This is a genomic window from Streptomyces paradoxus, from assembly GCF_014202475.1.
GTDB classification, from domain to species: Bacteria; Actinomycetota; Actinomycetes; order Streptomycetales; family Streptomycetaceae; genus Streptomyces; species Streptomyces paradoxus.
In genome coordinates this window covers 170,472-191,023 of sequence record NZ_JACHGV010000009.1, presented here as the reverse complement: position 1 = coordinate 191,023, position 20,552 = coordinate 170,472, and the positions used below count along the sequence as shown (strand labels likewise).

Genomic DNA, 20,552 nt, shown 5'->3' with positions numbered 1-20,552 from the left:
AGCAACCGTCAGCTGGGCAGGGGCGGTCTGCCGCCCACCCGCTCCACCGCTCGCGCGCCCGCCCGGCAGCCCTCCGCCGCTGCGTCCTCCGGCCCGGCACCCGCGAGCAGGGCGGCGAGGAACGCACCGGTGAAGGCGTCACCGGCTCCTGTCGTGTCCCGTGGTGTCGCGGGTACGGCCGGGACGCGCGCACTCACCTCCCCCGAGCGGGCCACGAGTGCCCCCTCATGGCCCTGCTTGGCGACGACCAGCGGCACCCGCCGGCTCAGCTCGGCCGCCGCCTCGGCCGCGTCCGCCAGCCCCGTCAGCAGGCGCGCCTCGTCCCGGCTGGGAAGCAGTACGTCCACGCCCTCGACGAGCGCCAGGAACCGCTCGGCGCCCAGCTCCGCGAGGAAGCCGGCCGAAGCCGGGTCCAGACTCACGGGCACCCCACGCGCGCGGGCGGCTTTCAGGGCCACCGTCACCAGAGCCCGGCCCGACTCGGAGAACAGCAGGTAGCCCGACAGGTGCAGGCGGGCCACGCCGTCGAGCAGCCCGTCCGACCAGTCCGCGGGTTCGAGCCGCACCGCCGCGCCGCTGTCGGTGAGGAACGTCCGCTCCGCCGCGGCGCCCCCGTCGACCATGCAGATCACCGTTCCGGTCGGCGCCAGCGGGTCGACCACGAGCTGCGGCCGCACCCCCTGGGCGGCCAGCTCCCGCTCGTGCCAGGCAGCCGCATCCTTCCCGACCCGCCCGAGCAGCCGTACGTCCGCCGCTCCCCGGTGGGCCGCCCAGCACGCCACGTTGGCGCCCGCGCCGCCCGCCACCGTCCGGATCGACGCAGTCGTGTCCGTGCCGGGCGCGAGCGGCCCCGCGTGCAGCGCGACGACATCCGTGATGACGTCCCCGACGACCAGCAGCCCGCGGCCTGCCGCCCCGCCCGTACCCCCCGAGTCCGTTCCTCCTGGGACCGTTCCCTCTCCCCGCCCGAGCCGGCCGTCCGCAGTCATCCCCGGACCCAGGCCGCCGCGATCCGCGCCGCCAGGCGCACGTTGCCGCGTACCGCCGCCAGGTTGGCGTTCAGGGAGGCGCCGTCCGTGTGCCGCACCAGATAGTCGAGCAGGAAGGGCGTGACCGCCTGACCGGTGATCTGCTGCTCTTCACAGGCGTGCAACGCGTCCGCGAGCACGCGTGCGTGCAGGTCCGGATCGAGCTGCTCCTCCTCGGGGACGGGGTTGGCGACGATCAGCGCCGATCCCGGCCCGTCGAGGGCGTCCTGGGCCACCATGACGCCCGCCACCTGCTCCGGCGTACCCAGCGTCCAGTCCACCGGATGCCCCGAGTCGGAGAGGTAGAAGCCGGGGAACCGGTCCGTGCCATAGCCGGCCACCGCGACACCCAGCGTCTCCAGCCGCTGCAGGGTCGCAGGCACGTCCAGGATCGACTTCACCCCGGCGCACACCACCGTGATGCGTGTGCGCGCCAGCAGCCCCAGGTCGGCCGACTCGTCCTGCGTCGCCGTCCACTCCCGGTGCACCCCGCCGAGCCCACCCGTCGCGAAGACCCGCACGCCCGCCAGCGCCGCCAGCGCCGCGGTAGCCGACACCGTGGTCGCCCCGCTCGCCCCGGACGCCACCGCGAGCGGCAGATCACGGTGGCCGAGCTTGCGGATCCCGTCCTCGTTCGCGACCCGCTCCAGCTGCTCCTTGTCCAGGCCCACGTGAGGACGCCCGTCCAGCACGGCGATCGTGGCGGGCACCGCGCCCTCCTGCCGGACGGCCGTCTCCAGCTCCAGCGCCACCTGGAGATTGCGCGGCCGCGGCAGCCCGTGGGCGATGATCGTGGACTCCAGGGCCACGACCGGCCGGCGCGCGTCGATCGCCTCCCGCACTTCCTCGGACACCACCAGCACCACGAGCCTGCCTCCTGTCGTCGGTCAGTCGTTCCCCACCCTCATCTCTGGCGGGCGGCGCGCCGGGCCAAACCCTTGCGGGCCGACGGCGTCGTCACCAGCCTGGAGTGCATGACGGACCACATACCTCGTCTCGACCACGTCGTCCTCTGGGTGCGTGACCCGCTCGCCGCCGCCGACTTCTACGAGAAGGCCGTCGGCCTGGAAGCCGTCAGGCTCGCCGCATACGCGGCGGGTGAGGTGCCCTTCCCGTCCGTGCGGGTCAACGACGAGACCATCCTCGACCTCATGCCGCTGAGCTTCGCGGAGCGCATGACGATGCTGCCCGGCTCCGCCGAGAGTGCGGGACACCCGGTCAACCACGTCTGCCTGTCGCTGCCCCGCGACGACTTCGACGCCCTTCTGAGCCGGCTGGCGGAATACGCCGTACCGGTGTCCGACCTCGCGCACGACTCCTTCGGAGCCCGGGGCGAGGCCACACGCAGCTTCTACTTCCGGGATCCGGACGGCAACGTCTTCGAAGCCAGGCACTACGACTGACCGGGCCGTGGCTCTCCGCTTCAGAAGAGCGGCTCGGGCAGCACCCCTTCCAGGGCGAGCAGCCTCCGCTTGGTCTCCAGGCCGCCGCCGAAGCCACCGATTCCGCCGCCGCTCTCGACGACCCGGTGACAGGGCACCACCACCGGCAGCGGATTGGCGCCCATGGCCATGCCCACGGCCTGGGCGGCGCCCGGCTGACCGACCCGCCCGGCCAGGTCGCCGTACCCGACGACCGTTCCGTACGGCACGCCCGAGGCCAGTTCGCGCAGGACCTCCCGGTTGAAGCCGGAGATCAGGGACCAGTCCAGCGGCAGGTCGAAGTCGCGTCGCTCACCCGCGAAGTACGCCTCGACCTGGCGTATCGCCTCGGCCAGCAGCGGGGAGCCGGGCGCCTCGACGGGCTCGGTGCCCAGGCGCGAGGCCAGCCGCTCGACCGCCCGGTCCCGCACGGCGTCCGTGGCGTGGAACACGACGTTGATCAGGCCCTCCCGGCTCGCGGCCAGCAGCAGCGGCCCGATTCCGCTCTCGACGACCGCCCACACGACCCGCGGCCCGCCCTGCCCTTGGCTGTCCATGCGCCCCACAGTAGAACCCGGCACTGACAACGCCGCCCTGCCGGAACGCCGGATCAGCCGCCCACGGCCTTGCGCACCACATCCGGCTTGTTCGTGATGATCCCGTCGACCCCGTACCCCGCGATCCGCCGGGCCGTCCTGGCGTCGTCGACCGTCCAGGCGAAGACCTCCATCCGCCTGCCGTGCGGTCCGTCGAACGCCCGCACGGCAGACACGTAGGCCGGTGAGAGCGAGCCGTGCGAGGGGTTGACCTGGTCGGCGAACTCGGCGACGTCGAACAGGTCCGACACCCGCGGAGTGCCCAGGAGGCCCGTCTTCACGCCGGGCTTCAGCTCGTGCACGGTCCGCACGCTGTCCGCGCTGAAGCTCTGCACGATCAGCCGGCCCGCCATATGCGACCGGTCGAGCCAGCCCTCGTTGCTGAGGACCTTCAGCGTCTGCCGCTCGATGCCGGGGTACAGCTCCGGATTCTTGATCTCCAGAAGGAGCTTCTGGTGATGCCGTTCCAGGCGGTGCACGAACTGCTCCAGCGTCGGCACGCGCGCGCCCGCGTACGCGGGTCCGAACCAGCTGCCGGCGTCCAGCCGGGCGATCTCCGCGGCGGTGAAGTCCTTCACCTTCCAGGGAGCCCGGCCGGGGAAGACCTCCTCGGCGTCGGTGGTGCGCCGCAGGTTGTCGTCGTGGAGAACGACCAGCTCGCCGTCCCGGGTCCGCTGCACGTCGTTCTCCACCCAGCGGATGCCCAGTTCCGCCGCTCTGTCCACGGCGGCCAGAGTGTTCTCCGGCGCGTACGCGGAGGCACCCCGATGGGCGATGACCAGCGGCGAGGCGCCGCCTCCCGCGGCCCGCGCGGGGGAGGCGGGGAACAGCAGGACTGCGGTCCCCAGGAGTGCGGTGGTGGAGGCGGCAACAGCGCGCGCGTGCATGCGTACTCCTCGCGACGAGCGATCGGCGACATCACAGACAGCACAACTGTGACAGCAGAGGGTCAACGCCAGAGGGGTACAGGATGACCACACGTTGAACGGGGATCTCCCAACTCCGCTCACTGCTACCGCACAACTGCGACAGGGGCGTGTTTCTTTGCCGGAAAGTCGTTCGACCATTCCGGTGGGGGTCATACTCTCTGCGTCAACCCTGACCGCTCGTGCGGTCCTGGGAGGGGGCGCACATCGGGAATTCCGGGACGCAAACGGGCGGGAAGGGCAGCCGCGCATGCAGGGCACGATCGACGGATTCAGCTATGGCTTGGTCACACCCCTCGTGGCCTACTTCATGGCCTGTCTCGGCGGCGCTCTGGGTCTGCGCTGCACCACGAGATCGATGCTCGTCTCCCACTCCTGGCGCCCCGGCTGGCTCGCGCTCGGCTCCGCCGCCATCGGCTCCGGCATATGGACCATGCACTTCGTCGCGATGATGGGATTCACGGTCCGCGGGACCCCGATCCACTACGACAAGGCGATGACCTTCGCGAGCCTGGCCGTCGCGATCGTCATGGTGGGTGTCGGGATCTTCATCGTCGGCTACAAGGGAGCGCGCGGTACGGCCCTGTTCACCGGCGGCACCATCACGGGCCTCGGCATCGCGTCGATGCACTACCTCGGCATGGCCAGCATGAGCCTGGACGGAAAGCTGGAGTACAACACCGTCACCGTCGGCATCTCGGTCGCCATCGCCATGGGCGCGGCCACCGCCGCCCTGTGGGCCGCCGGCCAGGTCAGGGGCTTCGTGTGGAGCGTGGGCGCCAGCCTCGTCATGGGCCTGGCCGTCAGCGGCATGCACTACACCGGCATGGCCGCCCTCAGCGTCCATCTGCACGGCACGGCCGCACCCGCGTCGGGAGAGTCGCCCGCGGCCCTGCTGGCACCCATGCTGATCGGGCCGCTCGCCTTCCTGCTCCTCGCGGCCGTCGTGGTGATGTTCGACCCGCTGATGGTCATGGGCAAACCCACCGTCGCCCCCGTCGAGCAGAAGCCCGGCATCCCCGCCCACACCCACGTCCGCCACTCCGCCGGCCGCCTGCGGTTCCGCCCCCGCCGCACCGTGGAGCACCGAGGGTCCCGTACCCCGCAGAACCGCTGATCAGAGCCCGTTGTCAGTGCGGGGTCGTACGGTGGAACCCATGCGGCCCGTTTCAAAGATCGAACGCACGGTGGCGCCCTTCGAGGTCGTCAGCCCCTACCAGCCGAACGGCGACCAGCCGACGGCCATCGCCGACCTCGCCCGGCGCGTCCAAGCGGGCGAGAAGGACGTCGTACTGCTCGGCGCGACCGGCACCGGCAAGTCCGCCACCACCGCGTGGATGATCGAGAAGCTCCAGCGCCCCACGCTCGTGATGGCGCCGAACAAGACGCTGGCCGCCCAGCTGGCCAACGAGTTCCGCGAGCTGCTCCCGAACAACGCCGTCGAGTACTTCGTCTCGTACTACGACTACTACCAGCCCGAGGCGTACGTCCCGCAGTCGGACACCTACATCGAGAAGGACTCCTCGATCAACGAGGAGGTCGAGCGCCTGCGCCACTCCGCGACCAACTCGCTGCTCACCCGCCGCGACGTCGTCGTGGTCGCCTCGGTCTCCTGCATCTACGGCCTCGGCACCCCGCAGGAGTACGTGGACCGCATGGTCCCCCTGCGCGTCGGCGAGGAGATCGACCGCGACGAGCTGCTGCGCCGCTTCGTGGACATCCAGTACACGCGCAACGACATGGCCTTCACCCGCGGCACCTTCCGTGTCCGCGGCGACACCATCGAGATCTTCCCGGTCTACGAGGAGCTGGCCGTCCGCATCGAGATGTTCGGCGACGAGATCGAGGCGCTGTCCACGCTGCACCCGCTCACCGGCGAGATCATCAGCGACGACGAGCACCTCTACGTCTTCCCGGCCTCCCACTACGTCGCAGGCCCCGAGCGCCTGGAGCGGGCTGTCAACGACATCGAGAAGGAGCTGGCCGAGCGCCTGACGGAGCTGGAGAAGCAGGGCAAGCTGCTGGAGGCCCAGCGCCTGCGCATGCGGACCACGTACGACATCGAGATGCTCCGCCAGATCGGCAGCTGCTCGGGCGTCGAGAACTACTCGATGCACTTCGACGGCCGCGTCCCCGGCTCCCCGCCCAACACCCTGCTGGACTACTTCCCGGACGACTTCCTCCTCGTCATCGACGAGTCCCATGTCACCGTCCCGCAGATCGGCGCCATGTACGAAGGCGACGCCTCCCGCAAGCGCACCCTCGTCGACCACGGCTTCCGGCTGCCCTCCGCCCTGGACAACCGCCCGTTGAAGTGGGAGGAGTTCCAGGAGCGCATCGGCCAGACGGTCTATCTGTCGGCCACCCCGGGCAACTACGAGATGTCCCGCTCGGACGGCTTCGTCGAGCAGATCATCCGCCCCACCGGCCTCGTGGACCCGGAGGTCGTCGTCAAGCCCACCGAGGGCCAGATCGACGACCTGGTGCACGAGATCCGGCAGCGCACCGAGAAGGACGAGCGCGTCCTGGTCACCACGCTCACCAAGAAGATGGCCGAGGACCTCACGGACTACTTCCTGGAGCTGGGCATCCAGGTCCGCTACCTGCACAGCGACGTCGACACCCTGCGCCGCGTCGAACTGCTGCGTGAACTGCGCGCCGGTGAGTACGACGTGCTGGTGGGCATCAACCTCCTGCGTGAGGGCCTCGACCTGCCCGAGGTGTCGCTGGTGGCGATCCTGGACGCCGACAAGGAGGGCTTCCTGCGCTCGGGCACGTCCCTGATCCAGACCATCGGCCGCGCCGCGCGCAACGTGTCCGGACAGGTCCACATGTACGCCGACAAGATCACCCCGGCGATGGAGAAGGCCATCGACGAGACCAACCGGCGCCGCGAGAAGCAGATCGCGTACAACACGGAGCGGGGCATCGACCCCCAGCCGCTCCGCAAGAAGATCAACGACATCGTCGCCCAGATCGCCCGCGAGGACATCGACACCGAGCAGCTGCTCGGCTCGGGCTACCGCAAGGCGAAGAAGGACGGCGGGGGCACCAAGGCGCCCGTGCCCTCCCTCGGCAAGGCGGCGGCCGGCAGCGGCAAGTCGGCCAAGGGCAAGGCCGCGGAGACCGTGCCGACCGACCGACCCGCGGCCGAACTGGCCGGGCAGATCGAGGAGCTCACCGCACGGATGAGGGCGGCCGCCGCGGAGCTCCAGTTCGAGATCGCGGCCCGGCTGCGCGACGAGGTCTCCGAGATGAAGAAGGAACTGCGTCAGATGAAGGAGGCGGGCCTGGCCTGACAGCGTGCCGCGTACGCGCAGTGTTGCAAGACCGACACAAAGTGCGGAGCAGGGTACGTCGCTGTCAGTGCCCCTGCGTAGGGTTCTGGTCAACCGCGACCACGCGGCAACAGGGGACGTTCGAGAGGGGAATCAGCGCGTGACCGTCAACATGACCAAGGGTCAGGCCATCAGTCTGCAGAAGAACGACGGTGGCAGTCTGACCGCGGTTCGCATGGGTCTCGGCTGGCAGGCGGCTCCCCGGCGCGGCCTGTTCGGCTCGCGCACGCGAGAGATCGACCTCGACGCCTCCGCCGTCCTGTTCGCGGACAAGCAGCCGGTCGACGTCGTCTTCTTCCGTCACCTGGTGAGCGACGACGGCTCGGTGCGCCACACCGGCGACAACCTCGTCGGCGGTGTCGGCCAGGGCGGCGACGACGAGGCGATCCTCGTGGACCTCGCGCGGGTCCCGGTCCACATCGACCAGATCGTCTTCACCGTCAACTCCTTCACCGGCCAGACCTTCCAGGAAGTGCAGAACGCGTTCTGCCGCCTGGTCGACGAGACCAACGGCCAGGAGCTCGCCCGCTACACGCTCGCCGGCGGCGGCCAGTACACGGCCCAGATCATGGCCAAGGTCCACCGCACGGGCCAGGGCTGGACGATGACGGCCCTGGGCAACCCGGCCAACGGCCGTACCTTCCAGGACCTGATGCCGGCGATCCTGCCGGTGCTCTGAGCGCGGCGCCCGGGCCCGGACCGGCGGGCCAGGCGAGCAGTACCCGACTCCACACAACGACACATGGGGGACGAAGGCGATGACGGCCGAGCTGGTGCGGGGGCAGAACCACCCGCTCTCCCAGGCCCGTCTCGAGATCCGGATCTCGGCCGGTACGCCGATCGTGGCCGTGGCCGCGCTCGGTGACGAGAACGGCCGGATCCACGGCGCGGAGTGGGTGGCCCACCCGGGCGCACCCACCCAGCCGGGTCTCGAGGTCTCCCGGCAGGCCGCCGCGGACCATCGCCTCGCGGTGGACCTGGACGCCGTGCCGGAGGCCGTCCACCGGGTGAGCGTGCTGCTCGCCCTCCCCGTCGGGGGGTCGGGGCCGGTCCGTTTCGGTGCGGTGGCGGCCCCCTTCGTCGCGGTCACCGGTCTCGACGGCGGCGAGGTCGCCAGCTACACCATCACCGGCCTGGAGGCCGAGTCGGCCGTCGTCGCCCTGGAGCTCTACCGCCGGCAGGGCGCCTGGAAGGTGCGCGCCGTCGGCCAGGGCTATGCGGGAGGCCTCGCCGAACTCCTCACCGACCAGGAACTGCCGCAGGCCCACCAGCTCGCCGGCAGCATCAACGACGCGGTGTCCCAGGGGCTGGCCCGCTCGGTGCAGGCGCCCCCGCCGCGCACGGCGGACGGCGACCGCTCCCGGCAGGCGGCGGCTCCCGCCCTCGGCCCGGACCAGGGGGGCACCGCGCCTCAGCCGGGGCCCGTGCCACCGGTGTCGCCCTACGGCGGCCAGACGCCCGGCGGTCCCGGGCAGCCCGCTCCGCAGCAGCCGTCGTATCCCGGCTCCGCGCCGGACCCCGACGCCGTCACCCAGCCCTCCGCCCCCACGTCCGGCGGCCCCATCGACTACAGCCACCCGCGCCGCCAGAACGCCGCTCCGCCCCCGCCTCCGCCGACCGCGCCCCCGGCCGCACCCGGGCAGCCCGCACAGCCCGTCGCGGGTGACGCGACCGGCTGGTCGATGGAGGAGCGGCTCTACAACCAGGTGTGGGGCATGTTCGAGGACCTGGCCCGCACCACCGCCGCCTACCGCAGCGCCGTCGACTTCGCCGAGTCACGCATGGACAAGGAGCTGGAGCAGGTCCTCTCCGACCCGCGCAGCCGGATCGGCGGGCAGGGTGACGCCGCCCGCGAGGCGGCCCGGGCCCGGCACGCCCAGCTCGTCTCCCAGGCCCGGGAGGCCCTCGACCGGGACCTCGCGCAGCTCGCCGCCGAGGCCGACGTCGTCGAACCGGCACTGCCGCCGGCGTACGCCCGCTGGGACAACCCGGCGTGGCACGCCTATCGGGTGCCGATGGAGATCCCCATGGCCCTGCGCCTGGGCGACCTCCACCTCCCCGAGGCGGAGCGGATCCGCATTCCGATGCTGGTCCGGCTGCCGCTGGAGCGCGGCCTGTGGATCGACAGCGGCTCGGCCGGATCGTCCGACGGTTCGTTCACCGATTCCCACGCCATGAGCTGTCTCGCCATGGAGACGGCGGTCGCGCACGCGGCCCGGCTGCTCGCCGTCTACCCGGCGGGCGAGTTCACCGTCCACGTCATCGACCCGGCCGGTTCGGGGGCGCAACCGCTGGCGCCCCTCGTGCAGACCGGTGTGCTCGCGGCCCCGCCCGCGCTCGGGGCCGCCGGGGTGGCGGACGTGCTGGGCCGGCTCACCCAGCGGGTCGACCTGGTGCAGATGGCGGTCCGGGGCGGCGCCGCCGACTCCCTCCCGCCCGGCTTCGACACCTCCCAGCAGCTCCTGATCGTCAACGACTTCCCGCACGGCTTCGACGACCGGGCCGTGAACCAGCTGCGCTACCTCGCCGACGAGGGTCCCGCCTTCGGCGTCCACCTGATGATGGTGGCCGACCGTGAGCAGTCCTCCGGGTACGGGCCTTTGCTCGACCCGCTGTGGCGTTCGCTGCTGCGACTGACGCCGGTGGCCGACGATCACCTCGCCGACCCGTGGGTCGGTCACGCCTGGACGTACGAGCCGTCGCTCGTGCCGCCCGGCAGCCAGGTCCTCCAGCAGGTGCTCTCCCAGGTGGCCACCGCCCGTACCAAGTACACGTAAAGCTCTCTGATCAGGGGTTTTGGCCTTCCTTTTGCCAATTGCTTTACCTGTTCTTGGTATTTGGGGTACTGTTGACGGCACGGAGGGGAGTACTCCCTGTCTGCTGCGGCGTACCCGTCAATACGGATCAGGCCAGATCCCGGGGCGTCGGCCCATCCTTGGGTGGAAGAGACCTCCGGCAGCGACGACGCTGACATTTGCCGTTACGACTGCCGGAGGCGCAGTGGATGTTTCCATGACCCTATGGGTCCTGACGATCGTGGGCCTTGCCGCCCTCATCGCGGTCGACTTCTTCATCGGCCGCAAGCCGCACGACGTTTCGATCAAGGAAGCCGGGATCTGGACGATCGTATGGATCGTCCTGGCCGCGCTCTTCGGCCTCGGCCTGCTCCTGTTCGCCGGCGGCCAGCCCGCCGGTGAGTTCTTCGCCGGCTTCATCACCGAGAAGTCACTCAGCGTCGACAACCTCTTCGTCTTCGTCCTGATCATGGCGAAGTTCGCGGTGCCGTCGCAGTACCAGCAGCGTGTGCTGCTGATCGGTGTCCTCATAGCCTTGGTCCTGCGAGCGATCTTCATCGCCGCCGGTGCGGCGATCCTCGCCAGCTTCGCCTGGGTGTTCTACATCTTCGGCGCGTTCCTCATCTACACCGCCTGGAAGCTCATCCAGGAGGCCCGGGCGGACGAGGACGATGAGGACTGGGAGGAGAACAAGCTGCTCAAGGCGGCCGAGCGCCGCTTCGGCGTAGCCGACCGCTACCACGGCACCAAGCTGTGGATCCAGGAGAACGGCAAGCGGGTCATGACCCCGATGCTGGTCGTGATGCTGGCCATCGGCACCACCGATGTCCTCTTCGCCCTGGACTCCATCCCCGCGATCTTCGGCCTGACACAGGACCCGTACATCGTCTTCACGGCCAACGCGTTCGCCCTGATGGGTCTGCGCCAGCTGTACTTCCTCATCGGCGGCCTGCTCAAGAAGCTGGTCCACCTCAGCTACGGACTGTCGATCATCCTGGGCTTCATCGGCGTGAAGCTGGTGCTGCACGCGCTGCACGAGTCCGGGGTACACGTCCCCGAGATCAGCATTCCGGTCTCGCTCGGCGTGATCTGCGCCGTCCTGATCGTCACCACGATCACCAGCCTGCGCGCTTCCAAGAAGCAGGCGGCGGCCGAGGCGGCTCAGGAGAAGAGCGACGGCGCCAGCAAGGACAGCATCGACGTCTGACCCCGTCCGGCCCCATCGGACCAAGGAGAATCATGCTCGGGAGCGGTGCTCGGCGAATTGCCGACCACCGCTCCTGGTGCTTGCTTGTTCCTGGGTGCGTTCCTCCTCCGGGGAACGCGGAGGCCGGTTGGAGGCACCGTGAAATTCGTGCAGATCATCGACTTCGAGACCGACCGCCTGGCAGACATGCAGCAGGTGATCGAGGAAGCCGGGCAGCGCTCCGCCGGCCGGACGGGCGGTCCCACCCGCAGCATGCTCCTGAAGGACCGGGACAGGCCCAACCGCTATCTCGCGCTCATCGAGTTCGCATCGTTCGAGGAGGCCATGCGTAACAGTGATGACCCCGAAACCAGCCGGATGGCGGAGCGACTGGACGCCCTCTCCCTCAACGAGCGGGTGTTCACCAACTGCGACCTCGTGGACGCGCGTGACCTCGAGTAGCTCCGCGGCACAGGTTCAGGGGCATCGCGCGACCGCAGTGCGAGGCCTCTTCACGTCTGCGACGATCACGGCATGACCGCTCGGCGCAGGCCGCTCACGGCACAGTGGACGACTCTGGTCCCCCTGCTCGCGGCCGTGCTGCTGGTCTTCACCTGGGGGCGTGATCTGCCGGCGGGCATCGTCGTGCTGGTGACGCTGGTCCTCGCGGGCGCCGTTCTGGCCGCAGTGCATCACGCCGAAGTGGTGGCCCACCGGGTCGGTGAACCGTTCGGCTCCCTCGTGCTCGCCGTCGCCGTCACGATCATCGAGGTCGCCCTCATCGTGACCCTGATGATCGACGGCGGGGACAAGAGCGCGACGCTGGCCCGGGACACGGTCTTCGCAGCCGTGATGATCACATGCAACGGCATCGTCGGCCTGTGCCTGCTGGTCGCCTCGCTGCGGCACGGTACAGCCATTTTCAACCCCGAAGGCACCGGCGCCGCACTGGCGACCGTCGCGACCCTCGCCACCCTCAGCCTGGTCCTGCCGACCTTCACCACCAGCAAGCCGGGGCCGGAGTTCTCCACCGTCCAGCTGACCTTCGCGGCGCTCTCCTCGCTCATCCTGTACGGCCTCTTCGTCACCACACAGACCCGGCGGCACCGGGACTACTTCCTGCCGATCACCCGCCACGGAGAGGTGATCACCGAAGAGGAGCACGCCGAGGCGCCGAGCGCCCGCACCGCCCTGATCAGCCTGGGCCTGCTGGGCCTCGCCCTGATCGGCGTGGTCGGCCTGGCCAAGGGGGTCTCGCCGACCATCGAGTCCGGGGTGGAGGCGGCCGGACTGCCCCAGGCCGTGGTCGGCGTGGTCATCGCACTGCTGGTGCTGCTCCCGGAGACCATCGCCGCACTGCGCTCCGCCCGACGCGACCGGGTGCAGACCAGTCTCAACCTTGCCCTCGGCTCCGCCATGGCCAGCATCGGCCTGACCATCCCCGCCGTCGCCCTGGCCTCGGTATGGCTCTCCGGCCCCCTGGTCCTCGGCCTGGGCGCGACCCACATGGTGCTGCTCGCCCTGACCGTGGTGGTCGCCTCACTGACCGTGGTGCCGGGCCGGGCCACACCGCTCCAGGGCGGGGTCCACCTGGTGCTGTTCGCGGCGTACCTGGAGCTGGCGATCAACCCGTAGGCGAGCAGACGCCCACGGGAGGCGGCTGCGCGCAGCCGCCAATGACACCAGCACCGCGGCTCACCCCGCGGGGGCCTCCGCAGCCGCACCCACCCGCACCGGACGCGTCTCCGGCAGCATCGCGAAGCACCCGAGGCTGAACAGCGCGATCGCCGTCAGGTACGCGGCCACGCCCCACGGCACCCGCCCGCCCTGCTCGGCCAGGGCCGTCGCCACGACCGGTGTGAGCGCACCCCCCACGACCCCGCCGAGGTTGTATCCGACGGCGGCACCGGTGCAACGCACCCGCGGCTCGTACAGCTCCGGCAGATACGCGGCGATCACGGCGAACATGGTGATGAACGCGAGCATCGCACCCAGGAAGCCGAGGAACATCGGCAGAGGCGCCCCCGTGGCGAGCAGCGCGACCATGGGGAACATCCACAGCGCGGCGGCCGCACACCCGGCCAGGCACAGGGGCCGCCGGCCGTAGCGGTCCCCGAGCAACGCCATCAGCGGGGTGAGCGCACCCTTCACGAGCACCGCGCCCATGATGCAGGTCAGCATGACGCTGCGGCTCACCCCGAGCCGTTCCGTCCCGTAGGCGAGGGACCAGGTCGTCACGGCGTAGAAGATCGCGTAGCCGATCGCGAGTCCTCCGCCGGTCAGCAGGAGGAGCCGCCAGTGGTCGCGTACGACTTCGGCGAGCGGCACGCGCGCGTGGTCGTCGATCTCGAGGAAGGAGGGGCTCTCGGCCAGCGACGACCGCAGCCATAGCCCCACGACGGCCAGCACTCCCGCCGCCCAGAACGGCACCCGCCACCCCCACGCGGCGAACTGCGCCTCGGTCAGCGCCGAGGACAGCCCCAGCACCACCCCGTTGGCGAGCAGGAACCCCAGCGCGGGCCCGACCTGCGGGAAGCTCGACCACAGGGCGCGCCGCTCGGCCGGAGCGTGCTCCACGGCCAGCAGTACCGCCCCGCCCCACTCCCCGCCGAGCCCCAGCCCCTGGAGGAAGCGCAGCACCAGGAGAAGCAGCGGAGCGACCACGCCGATCGAGTCGTACGTCGGCACGCAGCCGACCGCGACCGTGGAGGCCCCGGTCAGCAGCAGGGAGGCGACGAGCACCAGGCGCCGCCCGCGCCGGTCCCCGATGTGCCCGAACAGCACCGACCCGAGCGGCCGGGCCACGAAACCCACACCGAAGGTGGCGAAGGCGGCCAGTGTCCCGGCCACCGGGGAGAAGGTCGGGAAGAACAGCGGCCCCAGGATCAGGGCCGCCGCGGTGCCGTAGACGAAGAAGTCGTAGAACTCGATGGCCGTGCCGGCGAGCGAGGCGGCCGCGAGGCGTGGCATGGAGGGTGTTCTTACGATGCGTACGTCGTGCATGCCGCGTCAACTACCCACCGTGATCGCGAGTTACGGGGGCGCGCGGAGGGCTTGGGGGGCCTTCAGTACGTGACCGTGATGCGCCGGGCGGGTCCGTCCACGCGCACGGTGCCGCCGTACGGGATCACCAGTTGCGGATCGGTGTGCCCGAAGTCCACGTCGAAGACGATCGTGGTGTCGGGGGCATAGGTCCGCATGGCGCGCAGGACTGCCTCCCGCTGGTCGGTCGCGTAACGAGCCGCCTCCTCCGGGGTGTTGGGCCGCTCGAAGGACCATGTCTTCGGCCGGCCCATCAGCAGGGCAGGGAAGCGCCCCAGCAGTCCGCGCTCGCCCATGCTCCGCAGGGTGGTGAAGACCTCTGTGGCACTCGGCATGCCTTCCGAGGTCTCCAGGAGCAGCACGCCGCCGTCGTACTCGGACGGGTCGCGCGCGATCTCGCGGTCGGCCATCAGCAGCCAGGCGAGGATCTCCAGGCAGCCGCCCCAACTGCGGCCCTCGATGACCCGGTCGGGGTTGACCCAGGTCCAGCCGGTGCCGGGCCGGGTCTCCGGCTCCGCGTCGAAGGTGGCCGGGTCCGCCCAGTCCCGGTCGATGTCACGCCACCGCCCGGCGGGCCTCAACTCGTAGGGCCCCGAGGTGAACAGGGCCGCCCGCAGGGACTCGGCGGTCTGCGGGTGCATGGCCCCGGGGCGGCCCAGCTCGCACATCACGCTCCCCCCGTGGAAGCCGACGACGCCGCAGGTGCGCAGGAACGCGAGCAGGTTCGTGTTGTCGCTCATCCCGAAGAACGGCTTCGGGTTGGCGCGGATCAACTCGCGGTCCAGGTACGGCAGCACGGTGATCTGGTCGTCGCCGCCGATCGACGCGATGACGGCCTTGATCCCCGGGTCGGCGAAGGCCGCGTGGATGTCGGCGGCCCTCTCCTGGGGCGTGGAGCCCATCGTGAGGGTCGCCGGATACTCGACCGGCTCCAGCCCGTACTCCTTGCGGAGCCGCTCCAGGCCGAGTTCGTAGGGGAGCGGGAAGAGTCCCGGCAGGCCGGAGGACGGCGAGATCACGGCGATGCGGTCACCGGGGGACGGCTTGGGGGGATAGGCCGGGCTGCTCGGGCTCGTCATACCGGGAGGCTACGGTCCGGTGGGCTGCCGGCGCACCGTGATAAATCCGGCCTGCGCACCGCGATGAATCCGGCCTGTGCACCGTGATGAATCCGGCCTGCGCACCGGGCCGGATCGGCCGGCGCACGACGGGATCGACACACGCACCGGGCGACATCGGCCCGCGCACCCGGCAGGACCGGTGCACGGACCGGGACGGTATCCGCCCGCGCACCGTGATAGACCGGCTGTGAGCGGCGGTCCGCCCCGGCCGCCCGACCCCGAACGGACCGGAGGAACCGTGCCCCGCACCCTGGCCCACGCCCCGATCATGATCCTCAACGGGCCCAACCTGAACCTCCTCGGCCAGCGCCAGCCGGAGATCTACGGCTCCGACACCCTCGCCGACGTCGAGGCCCTGTGCGCCAAGGCGGCGGCAGCGCACGGCGGTACCGTCGACTTCCGCCAGTCCAACCACGAGGGCGAGCTGGTCGACTGGATCCACGAGGCGCGGCTGAACCACTCCGGCATCGTGATCAACCCCGGTGCCTATTCGCACACCTCCGTCGCCATCCTGGACGCCCTCAACACCTGCGACGGGCTGCCGGTGCTGGAGGTCCACATCTCCAACATCCACCAGCGCGAGTCGTTCCGGCACCACTCGTACGTCTCGCTGCGCGCCGACGGGGTCATCGCGGGCTGCGGCGTGCAGGGGTACGTGTTCGGTGTGGAGCGCGTCGCGGCGCTGGCGGGAGCGGGCACGGCGGACGCGTGAACCGTTGCGGGTAAGGCCCGCCGACCATGGCGGGCGCCCCTTACATCCAGGCGGCCCCGCACGGCCCGGCGGCTTCCTACAGCCTCCCCGCCTCCACGATCCGCCGCAGGAAGCGCCGCGTGCGCTCCTGCCGCGGATCCCCGAAGACCTGCTCGGCGGTGCCGCGCTCCAGCACCACGCCGCCCTCAAGGAAGCACACCTGGTCGGCGACCTCCCGGGCGAAGGCCATCTCGTGGGTGGCCAGCACCATGGTCATGCCCTCGTCCTTCAGATCGCGGACGACGGTGAGCACCTCGCCCACCAGCTCGGGATCGAGCGCAGCGGTGATCTCGTCGAGCAGCAGCAGCCGGGGGCGTACGGCCAGGGCGCGCACGATCGCCACCCGCTGCTGCTGTCCGCCGCTCAGCCGGTCCGGATACTCGCCCGCCTTCCCGCCGAGCCCCAGCCGCTCCAGCAGTTCACGCGCGCGGGCCTCGGCCTCGGCCCGGGGCACACCGTGCACACGGCGCGGGGCGAGCGTGATGTTGTCCAGGACCGACATGTGCGGGAACAGGTTGTACGCCTGGAAGACCACGCCGATCCGGCGCCGCACCGCGTCCTGGTCGGCCCGCGGGTCGGTGATCTCCTCGTCGTCCAGCCAGATCGCCCCGTCGTCGATCTCCTCCAGCAGGTTGGCGCACCGCAGCAGCGTGGACTTGCCGGAGCCGGAGGCGCCGATCAGCGCGGTGACGGTGTGCGGGGCGACCTCAAGGGCGACGTCCCGCAGGACGACCGAGCCGCCGAAGGTCTTGCGGACGGACTCCATGCGCAGCACGGGGGTCCCGCTCATATGGCTCCTCCCTGGGCCTGCCGGCGGTCCATCCGGGCCGTCACCCAGTCCGTGAAGCGGGTCATGGGGATCGTCAGCGCGACGAAGACCAGCCCCGCCACGATGTACGGCGTGTAGTTGAGGCTGCGGCCCACGATGATGTCGGCGGCCCGTACGGCGTCCACCGCACCGCCGATCGAGACGAGCCCGGTGTCCTTCTGCAGCGACACCAGGTCGTTCAGCAGCGGCGGCACCTGGCGGCGCACCGCCTGGGGCAGTACCACGTACCGCAGTGCCTGCCGGTTGCTCAGCCCCAGCGAGCGGGCCGCTGCGCGCTGCGAGGGGTGCACGGACTCGATGCCGGCGCGGAACACCTCGGCCACGTACGCCGAGTACGTCAGGGTGAGCGCGGTGCCGCCGAGCAGCACCGGGTCGACGGTCACGCCCTGCAGCCGCAGCGCCGGGACGCCGAGGACCACGATCATCAGGTTGATGATGAGCGGCAGCCCCCGGAAGAAGTCCGTGTACGCGGCGGCCAGGAACCGCAGGGGGAAGAACACCGGGCCGCGCAGCGTGCGGGCGACGGCGATCAGCATGCCGAGGACGAGCACGGCGGCACCGCAGATCAGCAGCAGCCGGACGTTCAGCCACAGCCCTTCCAGGACCTTCGGGAGCGCCTCGCGCGCGTATCCCGGGTCGAAGAAGGTCTCCTTGGTGCGCGGCCAGCCCGGGGCGCTGACGACGACCAGGTAGAGGACGACCGCGGTGACGAGGGTGGAGAGCGCGCCGATCGCCGTCGCGCGCCGGGCGCGGGCGCGCTTGTACCGCTCCCGGTCCCGGCGCCGCTGCGACGGGACGTAGTCGTCCGCCGCGTCGCGCTCGCCGGAGCCCAGCTCCTCCTTGCCGAGCGTCACTTGAGCACCGGCGCGTCGACGGCGTCCGACAGCCACTGCTGCTCGATCTTCGCGAGCGTGCCGTCCCCACGCAGGGTGTCCACGGCCCGCGAGACGCAGGACGTGAGCGCGCTGCCCTTGTCGAGCACGAGGCCGAACTGCTCGGGCGTGCCGCCCTGTTGCTCGAACTGACCGACGATCGTCGCGTCGGTGACCTCGGCCCCGGTGATGTAGAACGCGGTCGGCAGATCGACGACGATCGCGTCGACCTGGCCGTTCTTGAGCGCGGACTTGGCCTGGTCGTTCTTGGCGTACACGGCTGCCGCCTGCGTGGGCCGCACCACGTCGTCGATGTAGCCGAGGCTGGTGGTGCCGACCTGCGCGCCCAGCTTCACGCCCTTCAGCTCCGCGATGCTGTTCGCCTTCGCCGCCTTGGAGTCCTTCAGCGCGACGACGGCCTGGCGCACGTCGTAGTAGCCGGAGGAGAAGTCCACGGCCTTCTTGCGCTCCTCGCTGATGGACACCTGGTTGATGTCGAAGTCGAAGGTCTTCTCACCGGGCGCGAAGGCCTTGTTGAAGGGGACGGTCTGCCAGGCGACCTTGTCCTTGGCGTAGCCGAGCCGGTCGGCGACGGCGTAGGCGACGGCCGACTCGAATCCCTTGCCGTTGGCCGGCTTGCCGTCCTTGAACCACGGTTCGTAGGCGGGCTCGTCGGTGGCGATCGTCAGCTTGCCCGAGGTCCGGGTGGCCAACTCGCCCTTCTCGCACGCGCTCCCGGCGGACGGCGACGGCTTGCCCGACTCCTCCGGCTGCGGAGCGCAGCTCACAGCGGCGGCGAGGAGGACGACGGCGACGGCGGCGCGGCGCAGGGCGCGCGGGGCAGGATGCATGGCGGGAGATTGACAGCCGGGGGTCCCGTTTGTCGAGGTCACGACGCCACATGTCCGGATCGTGGGAACGGGTGTTGCAATCCTGTGAACACGCCCCGGGTGCGGCCGTGTTGGCCTGTGCCGGGGCCGCCGGCCGAGGGCGGGGAACGACAGGCCGGCGGCCCAACCGCCCAGGAGCCGTCATCCTGCGCGGGGCTGCTATCAGTTGACTGCGCAACCAGGTTCGGGGGGAGCGCGCGTGCGACACCGGAGTGTGCGAACGATTCACACGGGGCGCGTACGCGGCTCACCCCTCAACGTGATGGCGCCCCGCGCGGCCCTTCACCACCCGCGCAGCCGCTCACCGCCCCGTGCGCCTGCCTCACCACCCGCGCGCGTGCCACTCCGGCAGGTGCGGGCGCTCCGCGCCCAGGCTCGTGTCGTTGCCGTGCCCCGGGTAGACCCAGGTCTCGTCCGGGAGGGCATCGAAGATCTTGGTCTCGACGTCGTGGAGGAGACTGGCGAACGCCTCGGGGTCCTTGTTGGTGTTGCCCACACCGCCGGGGAACAGGCAGTCCCCGGTGAACACATGGGGATGCCCGTGCGGGTCGTCGTAGACGAGGGCGATCGAACCGGGCGTGTGCCCGACCAGATGGCGCGCGGTGAGTTCCACGCGCCCCACCCGGATGGTGTCGCCGTCGTCGACCGGTACGTCGGTCCGTACGGGGATGCCCTCGGCGTCCTCCCGGCCCGCGTAGGTGCGGGCGCCGGTGGCTGCCACCACTTCGGCGAGCGCCTGCCAGTGGTCGCCGTGCCGGTGGGTGGTGACGACGGACGCGATGCCGTCGCCACCGATCATGCCGAGCAGCGTGTCCGCCTCGTTCGCGGCGTCGATGAGCAATTGCTCGTCCGTGGCCCGGCAGCGCAGCAGATAGGCGTTGTTGTTCATCGGACCCACCGCAATCTTGGTGATCATCAGGTCCTTGAGCTCGTGCACATCGGCCGGTCCGCCGACCGTCACCTCTCCGCTGTACGTCATGTCGCCAGCCTATAGCGGCGGCAGCGCCGGAAGCGGGCCGCCGGCCGAGGCCAGCGCGGATCCGTCGCGGCGGCCGGCGAGCCAGCCGAGCAGGTCGGCCGGAGGGCCCGTGACGGTGACCTCGGGCGCCTGCCCGCCCGGCTGCCGCCCGGTGCTCCACGCGCGCGTGCCGTCCGTGACGCGGGTGGCCGGTACGTCGGGATGCCCGGAGAACCGGTCGGCGAGGAAGCCGATCTCCCGCTCGGTGAACTCCGCCGGCAGATCCTCCAGCTCGTATCCGATCCCCAGGTCCACGTGGTGCAGTTCCACCTCCACCCACCGCCGGAACGGCACCCGGGACGCGGAGTCCGTGACCCCGTTGCGCAGCTCCACCGTGCGCGACCAGTCCGCGGGGGCGTCCCCGGCCTCCTGGAAGCGGGCCGCGCTCTCGCGCAGGTCGGCGAGCTGGACGTCGAGGGCACGGGGGGCGTCCCGCTCGATGTCGGTGTCCCGGGCCTCGCCGGAGACGTACATGGGGCGCCCTTCGAGCACGTTCACGAGGGCGTCCGCGTTGCGCGCCAGGTGGGCCAGGACATGGCCGCGGCTCCAGCCGGGCAGCCGTGACGGCTGCGTCACAGAGGCGTTGTCCAGATTGCCGACTGCGGTCAGCAGCCGCTCCGTCGCGTCCCGTACAGACACCAGGTCATGAGCGTGATCAATCATGGTGCTGACCTTAGCTCCGCCACTCCTTCGGGTGAAGGTGGTGAAGCAGTGCCGATAATCGAAAGCACGTGCTATA

The 20,552-nt window shown here is 70.8% G+C and carries 20 protein-coding genes; 9 read left to right on the top strand and 11 right to left on the bottom strand.

Annotation, left to right across the window (positions count from 1 at the left end; translation table 11 throughout):
* Positions 1 to 8 precede the first annotated feature (8 nt).
* Positions 9 to 989, bottom strand: coding sequence for a carbohydrate kinase family protein (locus HNR57_RS27815; RefSeq protein WP_184564094.1), 981 nt, complete (start codon positions 987 to 989; stop codon positions 9 to 11).
* Positions 986 to 1,894 carry a pseudouridine-5'-phosphate glycosidase gene (locus tag HNR57_RS27810; protein ID WP_184564092.1) on the bottom strand — a complete coding sequence of 303 codons (909 nt, stop codon included), beginning with the start codon at positions 1,892 to 1,894 and terminating at the stop codon, positions 986 to 988. Before HNR57_RS27810 ends, HNR57_RS27815 begins: the two co-directional genes overlap by 4 nt.
* A gap of 108 nt (positions 1,895 to 2,002) precedes the next feature.
* Between HNR57_RS27810 and HNR57_RS27805 the strand changes: the two genes are divergently transcribed.
* Positions 2,003 to 2,431, top strand: a complete 429-nt coding sequence (locus HNR57_RS27805) for a VOC family protein (protein WP_184564090.1) — start codon at positions 2,003 to 2,005, stop codon at positions 2,429 to 2,431.
* A 20-nt stretch (positions 2,432 to 2,451) separates the two neighbouring features.
* Here the strand turns inward: HNR57_RS27805 and HNR57_RS27800 are convergent, their stop codons facing one another.
* Complete coding sequence (locus HNR57_RS27800) at positions 2,452 to 3,006, bottom strand: methylated-DNA--[protein]-cysteine S-methyltransferase (RefSeq protein WP_184564088.1); 555 nt, start codon at positions 3,004 to 3,006, stop codon at positions 2,452 to 2,454.
* Between the two features lie 53 nt (positions 3,007 to 3,059).
* Positions 3,060 to 3,932 (bottom strand): glycerophosphodiester phosphodiesterase, encoded by an 873-nt coding sequence (locus tag HNR57_RS27795; RefSeq protein WP_184564087.1) that lies wholly within the window; start codon positions 3,930 to 3,932, stop codon positions 3,060 to 3,062.
* 289 nt (positions 3,933 to 4,221) lie between these two features.
* Here HNR57_RS27795 and HNR57_RS27790 point away from each other — a divergent pair, with 289 nt between their 5' ends.
* The 7 genes from HNR57_RS27790 to HNR57_RS27760 all read left to right on the top strand — a co-directional run bounded on the left by HNR57_RS27790 (position 4,222) and on the right by HNR57_RS27760 (position 12,925).
* The gene (locus HNR57_RS27790; protein WP_184564085.1) at positions 4,222 to 5,088 is read left to right on the top strand and encodes an MHYT domain-containing protein; all 867 of its coding nucleotides are present in this window, start codon (positions 4,222 to 4,224) and stop codon (positions 5,086 to 5,088) included.
* Positions 5,089 to 5,128: 40 nt separating this feature from the next.
* Positions 5,129 to 7,270: an excinuclease ABC subunit UvrB gene (gene uvrB, locus HNR57_RS27785; protein ID WP_184564083.1), complete on the top strand. Its 2,142-nt coding sequence runs from the start codon at positions 5,129 to 5,131 to the stop codon at positions 7,268 to 7,270.
* 139 nt (positions 7,271 to 7,409) lie between these two features.
* The gene (locus HNR57_RS27780) at positions 7,410 to 7,988 is read left to right on the top strand and encodes a TerD family protein (RefSeq protein WP_033310696.1); all 579 of its coding nucleotides are present in this window, start codon (positions 7,410 to 7,412) and stop codon (positions 7,986 to 7,988) included.
* Between the two features lie 79 nt (positions 7,989 to 8,067).
* Positions 8,068 to 10,086: a TerD family protein gene (locus HNR57_RS27775; RefSeq protein WP_184564081.1), complete on the top strand. Its 2,019-nt coding sequence runs from the start codon at positions 8,068 to 8,070 to the stop codon at positions 10,084 to 10,086.
* A 223-nt stretch (positions 10,087 to 10,309) separates the two neighbouring features.
* Complete coding sequence (locus tag HNR57_RS27770) at positions 10,310 to 11,311, top strand: TerC/Alx family metal homeostasis membrane protein (RefSeq protein ID WP_184564079.1); 1,002 nt, start codon at positions 10,310 to 10,312, stop codon at positions 11,309 to 11,311.
* Positions 11,312 to 11,458: 147 nt separating this feature from the next.
* Positions 11,459 to 11,752, top strand: a complete 294-nt coding sequence (locus HNR57_RS27765; RefSeq protein WP_313674932.1) for a hypothetical protein — start codon at positions 11,459 to 11,461, stop codon at positions 11,750 to 11,752.
* Between the two features lie 72 nt (positions 11,753 to 11,824).
* On the top strand, positions 11,825 to 12,925 hold the full coding sequence (locus tag HNR57_RS27760) for a calcium:cation antiporter (RefSeq protein ID WP_184564068.1): 1,101 nt from the start codon (positions 11,825 to 11,827) through the stop codon (positions 12,923 to 12,925).
* A gap of 60 nt (positions 12,926 to 12,985) precedes the next feature.
* Here HNR57_RS27760 and HNR57_RS27755 read toward each other — a convergent pair whose 3' ends face one another.
* Positions 12,986 to 14,260, bottom strand: a complete 1,275-nt coding sequence (locus tag HNR57_RS27755; protein ID WP_184564066.1) for an MFS transporter — start codon at positions 14,258 to 14,260, stop codon at positions 12,986 to 12,988.
* Between the two features lie 95 nt (positions 14,261 to 14,355).
* Complete coding sequence (locus HNR57_RS27750) at positions 14,356 to 15,411, bottom strand: S66 family peptidase (protein WP_184564064.1); 1,056 nt, start codon at positions 15,409 to 15,411, stop codon at positions 14,356 to 14,358.
* A 280-nt stretch (positions 15,412 to 15,691) separates the two neighbouring features.
* Here HNR57_RS27750 and aroQ point away from each other — a divergent pair, with 280 nt between their 5' ends.
* Complete coding sequence (aroQ, locus tag HNR57_RS27745) at positions 15,692 to 16,165, top strand: type II 3-dehydroquinate dehydratase (RefSeq protein ID WP_184564062.1); 474 nt, start codon at positions 15,692 to 15,694, stop codon at positions 16,163 to 16,165.
* Positions 16,166 to 16,241: 76 nt separating this feature from the next.
* On the opposite strand, the gene HNR57_RS27740 is transcribed toward aroQ, so the two are convergent.
* The 5 genes from HNR57_RS27740 to HNR57_RS27720 form a co-directional block, all read right to left on the bottom strand.
* A complete protein-coding gene (locus HNR57_RS27740; RefSeq protein ID WP_184564060.1) occupies positions 16,242 to 16,994 on the bottom strand; it encodes an amino acid ABC transporter ATP-binding protein in 753 nt (250 codons plus the stop codon).
* Positions 16,991 to 17,887 (bottom strand): amino acid ABC transporter permease, encoded by an 897-nt coding sequence (locus tag HNR57_RS27735; protein ID WP_184564058.1) that lies wholly within the window; start codon positions 17,885 to 17,887, stop codon positions 16,991 to 16,993. The genes HNR57_RS27740 and HNR57_RS27735 overlap by 4 nt, the downstream gene beginning before the upstream one ends.
* A complete protein-coding gene (locus HNR57_RS27730; RefSeq protein WP_184564056.1) occupies positions 17,884 to 18,756 on the bottom strand; it encodes an ABC transporter substrate-binding protein in 873 nt (290 codons plus the stop codon). Before HNR57_RS27730 ends, HNR57_RS27735 begins: the two co-directional genes overlap by 4 nt.
* A 361-nt stretch (positions 18,757 to 19,117) precedes the next feature.
* On the bottom strand, positions 19,118 to 19,774 hold the full coding sequence (locus tag HNR57_RS27725) for an MBL fold metallo-hydrolase (protein WP_184564054.1): 657 nt from the start codon (positions 19,772 to 19,774) through the stop codon (positions 19,118 to 19,120).
* Positions 19,775 to 19,783: 9 nt separating this feature from the next.
* Entirely contained in the window at positions 19,784 to 20,476 is a 693-nt protein-coding gene (locus HNR57_RS27720) for a maleylpyruvate isomerase family mycothiol-dependent enzyme (protein WP_184564052.1), read from the bottom strand.
* Positions 20,477 to 20,552: the final 76 nt, after the last annotated feature.

Bases quoted from the DNA above. Each gene is read 5' to 3' on its own strand.
- HNR57_RS27815 (WP_184564094.1), bottom strand. From the start codon at position 989: ATGACTGCGGACGGCCGGCTCGGGCGGGGAGAGGGAACGGTCCCAGGA.
- HNR57_RS27805 (WP_184564090.1), top strand. From the start codon at position 2,003: ATGACGGACCACATACCTCGTCTCGACCACGTCGTCCTCTGGGTGCGT.
- HNR57_RS27800 (WP_184564088.1), bottom strand. From the start codon at position 3,006: ATGGACAGCCAAGGGCAGGGCGGGCCGCGGGTCGTGTGGGCGGTCGTC.
- HNR57_RS27795 (WP_184564087.1), bottom strand. From the start codon at position 3,932: ATGCACGCGCGCGCTGTTGCCGCCTCCACCACCGCACTCCTGGGGACC.
- HNR57_RS27790 (WP_184564085.1), top strand. From the start codon at position 4,222: ATGCAGGGCACGATCGACGGATTCAGCTATGGCTTGGTCACACCCCTC.
- uvrB (WP_184564083.1), top strand. From the start codon at position 5,129: ATGCGGCCCGTTTCAAAGATCGAACGCACGGTGGCGCCCTTCGAGGTC.
- HNR57_RS27775 (WP_184564081.1), top strand. From the start codon at position 8,068: ATGACGGCCGAGCTGGTGCGGGGGCAGAACCACCCGCTCTCCCAGGCC.
- HNR57_RS27760 (WP_184564068.1), top strand. From the start codon at position 11,825: ATGACCGCTCGGCGCAGGCCGCTCACGGCACAGTGGACGACTCTGGTC.
- HNR57_RS27755 (WP_184564066.1), bottom strand. From the start codon at position 14,260: ATGCCACGCCTCGCGGCCGCCTCGCTCGCCGGCACGGCCATCGAGTTC.
- HNR57_RS27750 (WP_184564064.1), bottom strand. From the start codon at position 15,411: ATGACGAGCCCGAGCAGCCCGGCCTATCCCCCCAAGCCGTCCCCCGGT.
- HNR57_RS27740 (WP_184564060.1), bottom strand. From the start codon at position 16,994: ATGAGCGGGACCCCCGTGCTGCGCATGGAGTCCGTCCGCAAGACCTTC.
- HNR57_RS27730 (WP_184564056.1), bottom strand. From the start codon at position 18,756: ATGCATCCTGCCCCGCGCGCCCTGCGCCGCGCCGCCGTCGCCGTCGTC.
- HNR57_RS27725 (WP_184564054.1), bottom strand. From the start codon at position 19,774: ATGACGTACAGCGGAGAGGTGACGGTCGGCGGACCGGCCGATGTGCAC.
- HNR57_RS27720 (WP_184564052.1), bottom strand. From the start codon at position 20,476: ATGATTGATCACGCTCATGACCTGGTGTCTGTACGGGACGCGACGGAG.